We start from the raw sequence: 13,077 nt of genomic DNA on the forward strand, positions 1-13,077 counted from the left end.
CGTCTGGCGGTTTATTCGCTGGCTGCGCGCACGGCTTCCAGGATCACCGCCGCCACCTTGGCGGGCTGCGACTGCTGTGGCACGTGGCTGGCTGCCAGGCTGGTGGTCTTGGCGTTGATTTTTTTGGCCAGCGCACGCTCGAGATCGGGTTGGATCATGTGGTCTTTCTCGCTCACGATGTACCACGAAGGCTTGGTCTTCCAGGCCGCCACGGTGAGCTTCTGCTCGAAGGCCTTGGCCTGGATCGGGCCTTGGGTGGCGGTCATCACTGCGGTGGCCGAGGCCGACAGGTCCTGCGCGAAATGTTGAGCCACGCCTTCCTGCGTGAGGCTCAAAAAGCCGGCCTGGTCGGCTACGACATGCGCCCAGCCAGATGCAGTCGGATAGTCCTTCACAAGTTCGCCAGCCGCTTGGCCCATATCGGGCACCAGGGCCGCCACGTAGACCAGCGCCTTGACCTTGGCATCGTCGCCCGCTTCGGTGATGACCACACCGCCCCACGAATGGCCGACCAGCACGACCTTGCCCGGTTGCGTGGCAATGGCGCGCTTGGCAGCGGCCACATCGTCGTCGAGCGAGGTCAGTGGGTTCTGCACGGCCACCACGTGCACGCCCTTGGCCTGCAGCAACGGGATCACCTTGGCCCAGTCGGAGCCGTCGGCAAACGCGCCGTGCACGATGACGACCGAGGGTTTGGCGGCATCCGCGGTGGCGGCCGATACGGCACCGGTGGCCAGGGTCGCCATTGCGGCGAATGACAGGGCCCGGGCGGCGTTGGTGATGTTCGAAATTGGGAAGCTTTTCATGGTGTTCGCAGGTGGATGGATCGAAGCCGTACTGTGGGCCGATCGCGGGTTTTCGGCTATGGGACGAATGTCCGATGCCGAAGCTGCCCAGGGTCAGGGCACCCCTGGCACTAGCGGCACTACCGGAGCGGTGGCGGCGGCCGAAGTACCACAGGCGTGGCAGAACTTGGCGAAGGCGCTCTTGCGGGTGTGGCAGGGCAGGCAGTGGTCAAACAGGCCAATGCCGCAGTGCGGGCAGAAGTCGATGCTGTCGTTCTTCAGGTCTACCGGACGCTCGCAGCCGGGGCACACGCTTTTGGCCAGTCGCGCCAGGGCCACGTCGTAGCTGAGCTCTTCGCGGCGCTGGGCATCAGGCAGGGCTTCGGCCAGCTTTTGCTTTTCCAGGTAGCAGTTCAACGCCACAATGGCCTGCCGCCCGACCAGCACCGTCAGCACGATGCCCACCACATAGCGCACGTAGCCGCCGTAACTCGGCAGGTAAGGCACCAGTTCAACAAAGAAGGCGAACAGCGCAAAGTAGATGAAGCCCCACACAAACGGCCAGTAGGTGCTTTTGCGCTTCTTGGCAAACAGCCAACCGGCGATGGCCAGTAGCGGCAGGGTCAGGGCTAACCGGTAGCCGAACACGCGCAGCTCCTGGGCCCGCTGGGCCTGCTGCCAGCCGCCATCTGCCGCGCGCTCCAGGGCGTTAAGCTGGGTTTGCGCGGCCTGCACCGACTGGCGGGCATCCAGCGCCTGGGTACGGCGGATCAACTCGGGGTCTTGGTCAGATCGGCCCGTGGCACCGCGGGTGGCCAGCCAGTTGTCGAAAGTTTCACGGGCGGCGCTGCTGTTGGCGCGGGCCGTTTGGTGCTTGAGCCGGGCCTGCTCCAGCGCGGTATCGGCGGCTTCTTCGGCTTTTTGGCCGCTGGCGATGGTGGCCCGTAACTGGGTGGCGGCGGGCTTGTCGATGAAATCCTCCAGGCTCAGGGTCTGCTCGACCTGCGGCAGATCGCCCACCACACTGCTGCCCAGGCCGATCAAAAACCCGGCAAAAACCACCGCCACCAGCCACAGGCCCCGCTGGAACCATTTTTTCTGACAAACGCAATGTTTTGCTCATTTCAACTCCTATTTACAAGGCCAACTGTACGGGTGCGGCCGCCAGCTGCGCACGCTGCAGCCAAGCGAACACCGAATCGACCGTAACGGTCTCGATGTGGTCGCTAAAACGCTTTTCATTGGGGTGGTCGTCAAACGCCACATTGGCCTTGGTCACCCGTGCACCCAGCCGGGTTAGCGGCCCGATGGTGAGCGTGGTGGGCGTGTAGCCTTTGAACTTCAGCCAGGCCTGGGCCTGCGCGCGCGAATCCACGCCCGGCTCCATGGCGGCGGCCAGGGTTTCCAACGCCCACTGGTTGGACTGCTGGTATTTGGTGGCCCAGGCGTAGCTGACCAGGCTGTAGGGCTTGCTGTTCAGGCGCACGGCACGCGGCGTGTCTTGCAGCAAGGTGAGCAGACGCGCTTGCACCTCGGGCGTGGGCACGGCCCAGGCGGCTTCATAGCGCCACAGGTCGTCCAGGAAAAACTCGCCCAGGCCCTGGCGGTAAATAAACGCATCGGGCGTGCCGCACTGGTTGAGCTTGTGCAGCACCCGCCACACATGGCCGCCCTGCCCGTCAGGCTGCTGGTAGGCAAAGCCCAGATGGGAATAGTGCAGACCATATTTGCCCAGGTCTTGCCCGGCACGGGCCAGGACGACCACCTGTGCGCCGCTGGCATCCAGTGCCGACAGGGTGCGCTCGGCCAGGGTCAGGCCGCGCTCGATGGTGGCGGGCTTGGGGGGTTGCTCGGCATCGCAGGAGCGCCCGGCCCATACAGGTTGCGCCAGCCACAGACTGGCACACAGCAGAAGTATCGAAAACATTTTGCGCAGCATGGCAGCCTCCTTCAGTTCGTCACGTGTTCGTTGTGTAGCAAAGCACGGCCCAAAGCGTTGGGGATAAAGGCAATCGCCTCGCCCGCTGCGGACAGCACCACCCCCGCACCGATCACACTGACCGTGACCGCAGCCCCCGCCACCAGCGACACCCCTGCCACGCCCTTGCCGACCACCTCCACACTGGCCTGCGCACCGTCAGAGGCCCGCTCCAGCAAATACACCGTGCCGCGGGCGGTGGACTGCACGGTTTTCACCACCAGCACCGCGCCACCGGCCGACAGCGCGACCGGCACCGCCAGCACGGCCCCGGCCACCGCACTGGCACCCACCACCACCGATGCCAACGGCAAGGCCGAGACGGCGCTCAGGGCCGATACCTCACTCTGCGCTTGGGCATTAAAAGAGGCTCCAGCGCAGGTAACAAAAGCGCAAGAAGCTATTAATAAAGTAGCAAATGTGTTTTTCATGGTTTTCTCTTAAGAATGTGTTGAAGGGTGGTTCATGCCAGGGTGGCATCGCGCACATCGGCTTCGTGCTTGTCGCGCAGCGTCTTGGCCAAGGTGAAGGTGCAGGTGATCAAGTACAGCCAGCTCACACCCAGAAAGGCCTTGTAAGTTTCGTTCACTTCCATACGCGCCAGCCCCCAGCCGGTCAGGCCCATGGCCAGAAAAAAGCCACCCCACACCACGAATTTGAACATCGGCGTGTCCGCCGCGCGGGCCGTGCTGGCATCTGCCAGGGCGCGTTCGTTGTCGCGTACGAACTTAGCCAGTACAAAGGCCGCCGACAGGCAAAAGAAGTAGCCCATCACCATGAAGGCACGGTCCAGGTCCTGGCCTGGCAGATAGGCCAGGCCTACGGCACACACAAAAATGGCGATGGCGAACGACAGCCAAACCTGTAGCGACCAGGCTTTGGAGTCGCGGTGGATCAAAACAGCGGACGACGACGGGGAAGAGGCTTGCATGGTGGACTCCAGGGAGTGGTTGAACATGGGTGCCATTGTGTCCAGCGCCCCCTCTCAGGCGGGATGGATTTGTTCTTCGGTAGGGTCAAATACGCCACGAGGTATCAAATTACGATACTTTTCACCCACCCACAGCCCGGTGCAAAATGGGCCGCATGAAAGCTCCCCCCAGACTGCAAGCCTTGATCGAAGAAGGCCTGATCGACACCGTGGTTCGCCAGCTCATGAGCGGCAAGGAAGCCATGGTCTACGTGGTTCGCAGCGGCGACCACACCCTGTGCGCCAAGATCTACAAAGAAGCCACCAACCGCAGCTTCCGCCAGGCCGTGGACTACACCGAAAACCGCAAGGTCAAAAACAGCCGCCAGGCCCGCGCCATGGCCAAGGGCAGCAAGTTCGGCCGCGAATCCCAAGAGGCGGCATGGCAAAGCGCCGAGGTGGATGCGCTGTACAAGCTGGCCGATGCCGGGGTGCGCGTGCCCAAGCCGTTCAACTTCTTCGAAGGCGTGCTGCTGATGGAGTTGGTGACCGATGCCCACGGCGATGCTGCCCCGCGTCTGAACGACGTGGCCTTCAGCCCCATCGATGCGCGTGCCCACCACGCCACGCTGCTGGCCGAGGTGGTGCGCATGCTGTGCGCGGGCACGGTGCACGGCGATTTGTCGGAGTTCAACATCCTGCTGGCTGCCGACGGCCCGGTCATCATCGACCTGCCCCAGGCCGTAGACGCGGCCGGCAACAACCACGCCCAGCGCATGCTGCTGCGCGACGTGGTGAACCTGCGCGACTTCTTCGGCCAGTTCGCCCCCGAACTGCTAAAAACCAACTTTGGCCCCGAGATGTGGGAGCTGTACGTGCGCGGCCTGCTGTCCACCGAGGTGGTCCTCACCGGCCACTACCAGCCGCAGCACGGAGCGGTAGACATGGGCAGCGTACTGCGTGAAATTGACGACGCGAAGGCCGAAGATGCGGCGCGTAGGCTACGGATGGCAGGTTAACAACCCGGCCACCCGCTCCCGCAGCGCCTCCGGCTGCACCGCATCCGCCGCCATCGCAGGCCCCACGTTCAACCCCACCCGGTTCAACACCCCGCGGCGAAACGGCTTGGCCATGGCGGTGCCGCCTTCAACGCGGCTGAAGTACGAGCCCCAGAGGTGGGTCAGCGCCATGGGGATGACCGGCACCGGGGCGGCTTCCAGTATCTTCATGATGCCGCCCTTGAATTCTTGCAGCGTGCCATCCTTGGTCAGACCGCCTTCGGGGAAGATGCCCAGCAAATCACCTTCTTGCAGCACCTTGGCGGCAGCGGCAAAAGCGGCTTCGTAGGCCACGGGATCTTCGGCGCGGGGCGCGATGGGGATGGCCTTGGCCAGGCGGAACAGCCAGCCAAGCACCGGCACCTGGAAGATGCGGTGGTCCATCAAGAACACGATAGGGCGCGGGCTGGCGGCCATGAGCAGCACGGCATCCACAAAGCTGACATGGTTGCACGCCAGGATGGCCGGGCCAGCAATGGGGATGTGCTGGTCGCCCGTGACCTTGAAGCGGTACACGCAGTGCGACAGCATCCAGGCCACAAAGCGCAGCAGGTACTCGGGCACCAGCAGAAAGATGTAGGCCGCCACCACGGCATTGGCGATGCCGGTGAACAAAAAGATCTGCGGAATGGTGAAGCCGCTGGTCAGCAGCGCCCCGGCGATCACCGAGCTGGCAATCATGAACAGCGCATTCAGAATATTGTTGGCCGCGATGATGCGGGCGCGGTGCGTGGGCTGGCTGCGCAGCTGGATCAGCGCGTACATGGGCACGCTGTACAGCCCGGCAAACAGGCTCAGCAGCGCCAGGTCGGCCATCACCCGCCAGTGGGCGGCGCGGGCGGTAAAGGCGGCCAGGCCCATCACCTCGCTGGACGGCAGGCCGCGCGCGGCAAAGTACAAATCGATGGCAAACACGCTCATGCCGATGGCCCCCAGCGGCACCAGGCCGATCTCGACGTGGCGGCGGCTCAGCACCTCGCACAGCAGCGAGCCGGTGCCGATGCCGATGGAGAACACCACCAGCAGCAGCGTGGCCACCTGCTCGTCACCGTGCAGCACCTCTTTGGCAAAGCTGGGGAACTGGCTCAAGAACACCGCGCCAAAAAACCACATCCAGCTGATGCCCAGCAGCGAGCGGAACACCACCGGGTTGCTGTTGGCCAGCTTCAAATTGCGCCAAGTCTCGGTAAAAGGGTTCCAATTGATCTTTAAACCGGGGTCGGTGGCGGGCAACTGCGGAATCGCCTGCGCCACCCAGCGGCCTACCAAGGCCAAGCCTACGCAGCCAATGGCCACGGCGGTGTGGCCCACCTCGGGAATCGCTACCAACAACCCGCCGACGATGTCGCCCAGCAAGATGGCCACAAAGGTGCCCATCTCGACCATGCCGTTGCCGCCGGTCAGCTCGGCATCGCTCAGCACCTGCGGCAGGTAGGCGAATTTCACCGGGCCAAACAGCGTGGAATGCAGGCCCATCAAAAACACGCAGGCCAGCAGCACCGGCACCTGCACGTCGACGTTATTGGTGAAAAAGCCGTAGCCCGCCAGCAGCATGATGGCGATTTCCAGGTTCTTCACCGCGCGGATCATCGCGGTTTTGGGGTACTTGTCGGTCAGCTGCCCGCTGGTGGCCGAAAACAGCAGAAACGGCAAAATGAACAGCGCCCCGATCACCAGCCCCGCCAGCGCAGGCGGCAACCAGCTCACGCTGAGCTGGTAGGTGACCATCACGGTGAACGAGAACTTGAACAGGTTGTCGTTCGCCGCGCCCGAAAACTGCGTCCAGAAGAACGGCGCAAAACGGCGCTGCTTGAGCAGGGCGAACTGGTTGGGGTGGGCCGTGGCATCGGTAGAGGAATCGGCGTGATAGACTTGCATTTTTTAAACCAAATAGGGCGCTGGCGCAGATTCTATGTGCGCTTATAGCTATTAAAAACAGAGCATTCGGAAATTACAGGACCGCTGCGCCATGCAGGCGTTGCGCACCATTGTGCCCAGCCGTGCGTGACGGCAGTGCAGCCAGCACCGGCCAAGCCGCCAGGGCCGCCACGGCGTGCTTCAGACTGTGGCCCGACACCCAGCCGCCGGTCCAGGCAAACACGCTGTGGTCGCCCTGCTCCAGCAGCTTGGCCAGGGCGTACGCGGCAATTACCCCGCCCAGACGGATGCCCCAGGCACCGGGGCGTGGCGGGCACAGGGCCAGGTACAGCACCAGCAGCATGCCGCCGCCTTGCAGCACGGCCCAGGGCAACAGGTTGCCGGTGGCCGACCACACCGCCACCGACAGCGGCCCCCACAGCAGCACCGCGCCCGCGGTCCACAGCCCCGCGCGGTCGCTGCTGCGGTCGGCCACGGCCAAGCCCAGCAAACCGGCGAACACCGCCACCATGCCAAAACGGTCTAGGGCCAGCCGGGTGTCGCCGGGCTGCCAGTGGTAGATGCTGGAACATAGCGCGGCCACCAGCAAACCCGCAAAAAACAAGGCCGCCAGCCCGCGCTGCACGCTGGGTGGCTGCTGCTTCAATACCAGCAGCCCCCACAGGCCACCCACGGCAAACGGCAGGTTGCTCAGCACGTCCAGCGCATTCGGCAGGCCTGCCCAGGCGCGCTGGTCAGCAAACGCGTGGTAATGCGCCTGCTGGGCAACGGCCGGGCCGCAGGCGGCGGCCACGGCGGCGATGGCCACGGTCCACAGCAGAGTTGTTTCCAATCGGTTCACGGTGCATTCCTTCAAAAAATGGGATGGCGCGAGTGTCGGCACACTGACGTGGCCAAGGCGCTTATTTCAGACTTCACCCACATATTCATACGCAAAGTATCCATAATCGATACCTATGAGCACCACCGCCGACCTCGTTACCGCACTCAAAAAAGAACTCAAAGCCGCGCAGATGACTTATGCCAACCTGGCCATCCAGCTGGGGGTGGCCGAGTCCAGCGTGAAGCGCATGCTGGCCAAGGGCGATATGCCGCTGTCGCGCGTGGATGCCATCTGCCGCGCCCTAAAGCTGGATTTTGCCGAACTGGCCCGCCGCGTGGCCGATGCCCAGCCGCTGCTGGTGGCCCTGACGCAGCAGCAAGAGCAGGCCGTGGTGGCCGACAAGAAGCTGCTGCTGGTGGCGATATGCGTGCTCAGCCAGTGGACGCTGGAGCAGATCACCGCCAACTACCGGCTCAGCGAGGCCGAGTGCATCGCCTGCCTGGCGCAGCTGGACCGCATCGGCATCATCGAGCTGCGCCCGCTGAACCGCTACCGCCTGAAGCTGGCCAAGGCGTTTCGCTGGCGGCCGCACGGGCCGGTGATGCAGTTCTTCCGCGAGGACGTAGTGCTGGACTACTACAGCGGTGGTTTTGACGGCCCAGGCGAAGGCCTGCTACTGGTGCACGGCTCGATAAGCCGCAGCCTGGCACCGGTGTTTTTAGAACGTTTGCAGCGGGTGGCGCAAGACTTTGCCCAGCAGCACTTGGCCGACCAAAAGCTGCCCGAGGCGGCCCGCGAGGGCTACACCCTGGTGCTGGGCATGCGGCGCTGTGAGTTTGCGGCGTTCACCGCCCTGAGACGGTAGGCTTTTACGGACCTAGGTCGGAAAACACCGTCAGCACGCCGGTGTACCCGTACAGGTTTTGCCGGGCGATTTCACCGGCGGCAAAGAAGCCCACCAGGGGCACGTCGCCCAAGGCGCGACGCACGATTTGCAACTCGGCACTGGGGCCGCCGAAGTGGTTGCCACCGCGGCCGGTGCAGCTCACGTAGATGGCTCCGGCAATGCGCCGGGCCGGGTGCGGGGCGGATTCGGCTTCGGGTGCAGCGAGTGCGGTGGCCAGCTCCATCGACAGCTCCTCGGGCTCCAGCTCTTCGCGGATTTCGGCGCAGACGCGCACCAGATCGGCCTTGGCCGCGGCCATGTTGCGCTGGCAAAACGCCAGTCGGGTGCCCACGGCGACGTGGTCGCCAATCGCCACGCCTTTGCGCGTCGGGTCCAGGCCGATGATGTGGCGCACCACCACGTCGCTGCCGAAGTGGGCGGTGCGTACCGGCGCGTCGCCCACGGTGGCACGGGTCAGGCCGACCAGGGTGGCGCGGACCCGGCCCAACGCCTCTTGCGGGTGCTCCAGGTCCACGCCCAGGTCGGCCAGCAGCACGGCCAGCGCGGGTTGGCCGTCCAGCTCCAGCACTAGGTTGGCATCGGACGCGGTGACCACGCGGTTGGCGGTGATGGGCTGGCAGCCCTGGGTGACGCGCGAGACCAGCGCCACGGCGGGGCCAAACGCCACGCCGCTCAGGCCACCGCTGAACACACCGCGCGCTGCGCCGTGGCCCTTGATGTTGCCGTTGCCGCCCACCGCAAACTGCACCGAACGCGAGCGGCTGGAGGCTAGGCCGCCGAACAGGTAGCCGGTGTCGGTGCGGGCCGCCATCTCGGCGACCAGCTCGGTCAGGTCGGGGGTGTTGGCATCGGCGTGGACCAGGGCGGTGTGGGCCTCGAAGCCCAGGCCCAGCGGGGCCACGCCAGAGAACACGCGGTACTGGTCGGCGGGCAGGTCGCAGAGCATTACGCTCAGGGCCGGTTCGTCGAAGTACTCGACGTTGTTGGCGCAGATGCCAATGCCTACCGTGCCCGACCAGTCGGTGACCTCGGGCAGCTCACCGCTGAGATGGTCCAGGATGTCTTGCGCCACAGCACCGTAGTGGTCGGTGATGTAGAGCAGGCCCAGGGTGGGCGCGCTGGCGTAGTCGGGCAGCGCCATGTGGGCGCGCAACTGCGCCAGCATCAGCCCGGCCGCCATGCGCCAGTCGGGATGCGTCGCATGGCCGTGGGGGAAAAGTTGCATGGCGGCCTCCGTAAATATCTATGGCACTTGCAAGGCTCTAGGCCCTGCAAGCTGGGTGGGTTAGCCCGCGTGCTTTTTAGCCGCCGCCTTCTTGGCGGGGGCTTTTTTAGCCGGGGTCTTCTTGGCGGGTGCAAGCTTGCTGGCATCGGCCTTAGGGCCGGCGGGCGGCACCACGGTCTTGCGCGCGGCCTTGGCGATTTCGCCCACGCTTTTGAGGGCTTCGGCGGCGAAGTTGGTGGCCAGGTTTTTGCTCTTTTCCAGCGCGGCCTGGGTGCTGGCATCTTTCAGCGCAGCACCGGCGATTTGTTGGAACTGCTCGGTCAGTGAACCCCACCATTTCAGCGGATCGACCACGCCGGGCGCGGTGGGCGCATCGGCGTCGGCAGCAGCAGCGGTCGTGGGTTCTGGGGCTTTGGCCACAGGCTTTTCCGTGGCTTTGGCGGCCAGTGTGGCGGCTTCGGGTTTGAGCTTGAAGGCACTGGCCAGGTCGCCCATGCTGAAGTTCATGCCCTTTAGGGTGGCGAGGGTCATTTTTTGCACTTCCAGCGCCTGGATGGTGGCTTTCAGGGCCGTGGCGTTCTGGTCCAGCCAAAACTGCACGGCTTTGAGCTCGGTGATGCGCTTGTCCAGCTCTTCCACGCTGAGGGTCGGCGCAACCCAGCCGCCCATGGCCGGGGCGGCGGGGGAAGCGCCTTTGCCCAGGTTCTGCAAAAAGTCAAAACCGGGCACGAATTTGCTGAAATCAAAGGCGGGTGTATCGCTCATGGTGTCTCCTAATTATGGGGGTCTGCAGTCTTGGCTTGCAGTCTGTACAGCTTACCCCAATGTGTCACAAATGCGTCAGTGCTTGTGCTCTGCCATGCCGTTGGGCGCAGTGGTGGCCACCGGCAGTTTTAGCTCCAGCTTGCTTTCCACGCCCTTGGCATCTTTGAACACCAGGGTCATGGGAATAGTGCTGTCTTTGGGCAGCGCGGCTTTCAGGTCCATCAGCATGACGTGGTAGCCGCCGGGGGTCAGGGCCACCGGCTTGCCTGCGGGCAGGTCCAGGCCATCGGGCAGCGCGCGCATGCGCATCACGTCGCCGTCCATCTTCATCTCGTGCACCTGGGCCACACCGGCGACGGGGGTGGCGATGGCGACCAGCCGGGTGGCCTCTTTGGCGGTCAGGGTCATGAACGCGCCGGAGGCCTTTTGGCCCTGCACACTGGTGCGGGCCCAAGCATCTTTGACCTCGACGTTTTGGGCATAAGAATTTTGAACAAAAAGTCCGCTAGTGCAGACCAATGCTACGGTAATAGCTGCGAATTTCATAGTAATTATGCTTTCAATGTTGGTGGCCGCCGACGTGGTCGGAGGGGATGATTTCCAGCATCGCCGCAGGCGATTTCAAGTCGTGGGCAGATGCGCCCGCGGCGGGGATGTCGGCCCAGTCGGTGCTGCCTTTTTCGCAGGTCTGCAGCACCTTGAACCACATCGCACCGGCCTCGCCGGGCAGGTTGCCGCGCAGCACAAATTCGTCAAAGTAGGCATCGGGCAGCGCATTGCCGGGGGCGGCAGTCCAGGTCACGGCCAGCAGGCCTTCGGTGATGGGCTTGCCGTGGTCGTCAAACGGGGTGGCGAGCTTGCCCACGGTGGTGGACAGCACCCAGCCCGCCTTGGGCATGGGCTTGGCCCCCTTGAAACCGGCGGGCACAGTGACGCGGATGGCGGTGGTGGCCGAACCGTTGCAGCCGTGGCCGACACGCAGGGCCGCGCTGTAACCGGTGTTGCCCAAAGCCGCAGGGTCGGCCAGAACAATATGGGCAAAAGAGGTACAGGCGCAGGCAGACACTGCGCAAGCAGCTGCGAATTTAATAGCAAACGAAAAAGACATGGAAAACTCCAACCAAAATACACAAGAAATAGCCTTCCAGCGCAGGTACACCCTGCACGGGCAGCTACATATTTAGTAGTTCAGACGGACGTGGGGGGCCCGCGTGCAGGCAGTGGCGCAGCGGTGGCGTAGGCGGTGTACGCGGCAGGAATGCTGCGCAGCGCATACGACAGGGCGGGCGGCGGCTCCACCCGGGGGCTGACCGGCGCAGGCGGCGGCGCGCTGGCCGTCACACACAGCGGGCAGTCGCCCATCTGGCTGACCACCTGGGTGTTGCCGTCGGGGGCGGTGACGAGTAGCTTGACGGACTCGGCGCTGGAACACACCAGCTCCATGGCCTGCGGATGCGTCAGCGGCGACGCAATCGCCACGCCCAGCGACAGCGCAAAACACAGCAGCACCCAGCGCGCCAGGCGACGGGCGAAGGTGTGGGGGTTGCGCGGGCTGGGCATGGCGCGGATTATGCCGCGCGGGGCAGGCTCAGGCGCCGCGCACCATGGCCAAGACCTTGCCCGCATCCAGGGTGCGGGCGGTTTCCTGCATGGCGGGCAGGTAGCGGCCGTGCAGGCCTTGCGCCTCTTGGGCCACGCTGGCGTAGGCATCCTTGAGCACCTGGGTGGACAGCGTGCGCCCGCCCGCGTAGTAGCGTTTGGCCACGTGGCCCAGGGCGTAGGTGGCAGCAAAGCTCATGCCGGTGCTGACGGCCTGCTGGCCCAGCCCGCGCAGCAGGCCGCCGCCGACCTTGCCGAGCAAGCCGCCCAGCAGCTTGCGCCCGGCCTGCTCCAGGTACTGCGAAGTCAGGCCTACGCCGACGGTGGCCAGAAAATCTTTGATATGGCCCCGGTCCAACTCAAAACCATGGGCCTTGCCGATGCCGTACACCAGCCGCATTTGCAGGGGGATGATGGCCATGGTGGACAGGGATTCGGGCAGCAGCTCCAGCGCGCCGTTGACGATGGCGGCGTTCAGAATCAATGTGTCCAGCGCGGCATCGCCGGGCTTGGCAACCACCAGCGTGACGGTGGGTGCGGCTAAGGGTGCCGAAGCCATGGCATCGGCCTGCTGCACAAACTGCGCAGCGGCAGCCGGGGCCAGCCCCAAAGCCTGCTGCACGCTGGCCAAAAAGCGCTGCTCGGCCACCGACTGGACACCGTCCGCATCGCAGACGCAGACCGCCATTTCATAGGCCAGCTGCTTGGCTTCGACACTGCCCAGCGCGGCCACCACGCTGTCTAGCGAGACGCGCTTGAGCAGCACGTCCTGGTACAGCGTGGGCAGGTTCAGGCCATCGGCTTGCGACAGCCCTTCGGCGATACGCTTGATTTCGGCGCGTTCACGTTCGTGCTTTTCGCCATCCACAAAAGCGGCGAGCAGGCTCAGGGTGACGATGGCCCGGGTTTCAGATGCGTGCATGGAAGGTTCTCTGGACAAGACGGAACCAGTGGGTGCCTGCGCGGGCCCAAAGGTTCCGGCTAACCACCGATACCGCAACACCGCAGGCTTAAGGCAACGCTGAATAAGTCCCGACCTGGCGCGTGACTTGCATTGGTATTGTCATCCCTCACAAGGCGACAAAGATGAAGCAACACACCCTGGCCCTGGCCGCCGACCAAGAAGCGGGATTCGCCCAGCACCGCAAA

14 protein-coding genes and 1 pseudogene are annotated in these 13,077 nt (G+C 64.4%); 2 read left to right on the forward strand and 13 right to left on the reverse strand.

All coding sequences use genetic code 11. From position 1 onward, the window contains the following. Positions 1-11: 11 nt before the first annotated feature. The 5 genes and pseudogenes from Q0T48_RS17160 to Q0T48_RS17180 form a co-directional block, all read right to left on the reverse strand. Positions 12-746: an alpha/beta hydrolase gene (locus Q0T48_RS17160; protein WP_295958716.1), complete on the reverse strand. Its 735-nt coding sequence runs from the start codon at positions 744-746 to the stop codon at positions 12-14. A 153-nt stretch (positions 747-899) separates the two neighbouring features. Beyond that, positions 900-1,908: pseudogene (locus Q0T48_RS17165) on the reverse strand (serine endopeptidase). 12 nt (positions 1,909-1,920) lie between these two features. Next, positions 1,921-2,724: a DUF2145 domain-containing protein gene (locus tag Q0T48_RS17170; RefSeq protein WP_295958677.1), complete on the reverse strand. Its 804-nt coding sequence runs from the start codon at positions 2,722-2,724 to the stop codon at positions 1,921-1,923. Positions 2,725-2,735: 11 nt separating this feature from the next. Beyond that, positions 2,736-3,194 carry a hypothetical protein gene (locus tag Q0T48_RS17175; protein ID WP_295958680.1) on the reverse strand — a complete coding sequence of 153 codons (459 nt, stop codon included), beginning with the start codon at positions 3,192-3,194 and terminating at the stop codon, positions 2,736-2,738. A gap of 32 nt (positions 3,195-3,226) precedes the next feature. Next, entirely contained in the window at positions 3,227-3,694 is a 468-nt protein-coding gene (locus Q0T48_RS17180) for a YiaA/YiaB family inner membrane protein (RefSeq protein ID WP_295958683.1), read from the reverse strand. Positions 3,695-3,849: 155 nt separating this feature from the next. On the opposite strand from Q0T48_RS17180, the gene Q0T48_RS17185 reads away from it, so the two are divergent. Further along, the gene (locus tag Q0T48_RS17185) at positions 3,850-4,692 is read left to right on the forward strand and encodes a PA4780 family RIO1-like protein kinase (RefSeq protein WP_295958686.1); all 843 of its coding nucleotides are present in this window, start codon (positions 3,850-3,852) and stop codon (positions 4,690-4,692) included. On the opposite strand, the gene Q0T48_RS17190 is transcribed toward Q0T48_RS17185, so the two are convergent. After that, the gene (locus tag Q0T48_RS17190) at positions 4,675-6,609 is read right to left on the reverse strand and encodes an MFS transporter (RefSeq protein WP_295958688.1); all 1,935 of its coding nucleotides are present in this window, start codon (positions 6,607-6,609) and stop codon (positions 4,675-4,677) included. The genes Q0T48_RS17185 and Q0T48_RS17190 overlap by 18 nt on opposite strands. Positions 6,610-6,682: 73 nt before the next feature. Next, entirely contained in the window at positions 6,683-7,450 is a 768-nt protein-coding gene (locus Q0T48_RS17195; RefSeq protein ID WP_295958690.1) for a hypothetical protein, read from the reverse strand. Positions 7,451-7,565: 115 nt separating this feature from the next. Between Q0T48_RS17195 and Q0T48_RS17200 the strand changes: the two genes are divergently transcribed. Further along, the gene (locus Q0T48_RS17200) at positions 7,566-8,297 is read left to right on the forward strand and encodes a helix-turn-helix transcriptional regulator (protein ID WP_295958692.1); all 732 of its coding nucleotides are present in this window, start codon (positions 7,566-7,568) and stop codon (positions 8,295-8,297) included. Between the two features lie 4 nt (positions 8,298-8,301). On the opposite strand, the gene Q0T48_RS17205 is transcribed toward Q0T48_RS17200, so the two are convergent. From Q0T48_RS17205 to Q0T48_RS17230, 6 genes are all read right to left on the reverse strand, one after another. Then, complete coding sequence (locus Q0T48_RS17205) at positions 8,302-9,564, reverse strand: FIST N-terminal domain-containing protein (RefSeq protein ID WP_295958697.1); 1,263 nt, start codon at positions 9,562-9,564, stop codon at positions 8,302-8,304. Between the two features lie 60 nt (positions 9,565-9,624). Continuing rightward, positions 9,625-10,329: a PhaM family polyhydroxyalkanoate granule multifunctional regulatory protein gene (locus Q0T48_RS17210; RefSeq protein ID WP_295958699.1), complete on the reverse strand. Its 705-nt coding sequence runs from the start codon at positions 10,327-10,329 to the stop codon at positions 9,625-9,627. 75 nt (positions 10,330-10,404) lie between these two features. After that, positions 10,405-10,875, reverse strand: a complete 471-nt coding sequence (locus Q0T48_RS17215; protein WP_295958704.1) for a copper chaperone PCu(A)C — start codon at positions 10,873-10,875, stop codon at positions 10,405-10,407. Between the two features lie 13 nt (positions 10,876-10,888). Continuing rightward, positions 10,889-11,437 (reverse strand): YcnI family protein, encoded by a 549-nt coding sequence (locus Q0T48_RS17220; protein WP_295958706.1) that lies wholly within the window; start codon positions 11,435-11,437, stop codon positions 10,889-10,891. A gap of 80 nt (positions 11,438-11,517) precedes the next feature. Then, positions 11,518-11,889, reverse strand: a complete 372-nt coding sequence (locus tag Q0T48_RS17225) for a DUF2946 family protein (RefSeq protein ID WP_295958709.1) — start codon at positions 11,887-11,889, stop codon at positions 11,518-11,520. A 28-nt stretch (positions 11,890-11,917) separates the two neighbouring features. Beyond that, positions 11,918-12,850, reverse strand: a complete 933-nt coding sequence (locus Q0T48_RS17230; RefSeq protein ID WP_295958710.1) for a TerB family tellurite resistance protein — start codon at positions 12,848-12,850, stop codon at positions 11,918-11,920. Positions 12,851-13,077: the final 227 nt, after the last annotated feature.

The sequence above is a fragment of the Rhodoferax sp. genome, assembly GCF_025354435.1.
Classification (GTDB): Bacteria; Pseudomonadota; Gammaproteobacteria; order Burkholderiales; family Burkholderiaceae_C; genus Rhodoferax_B.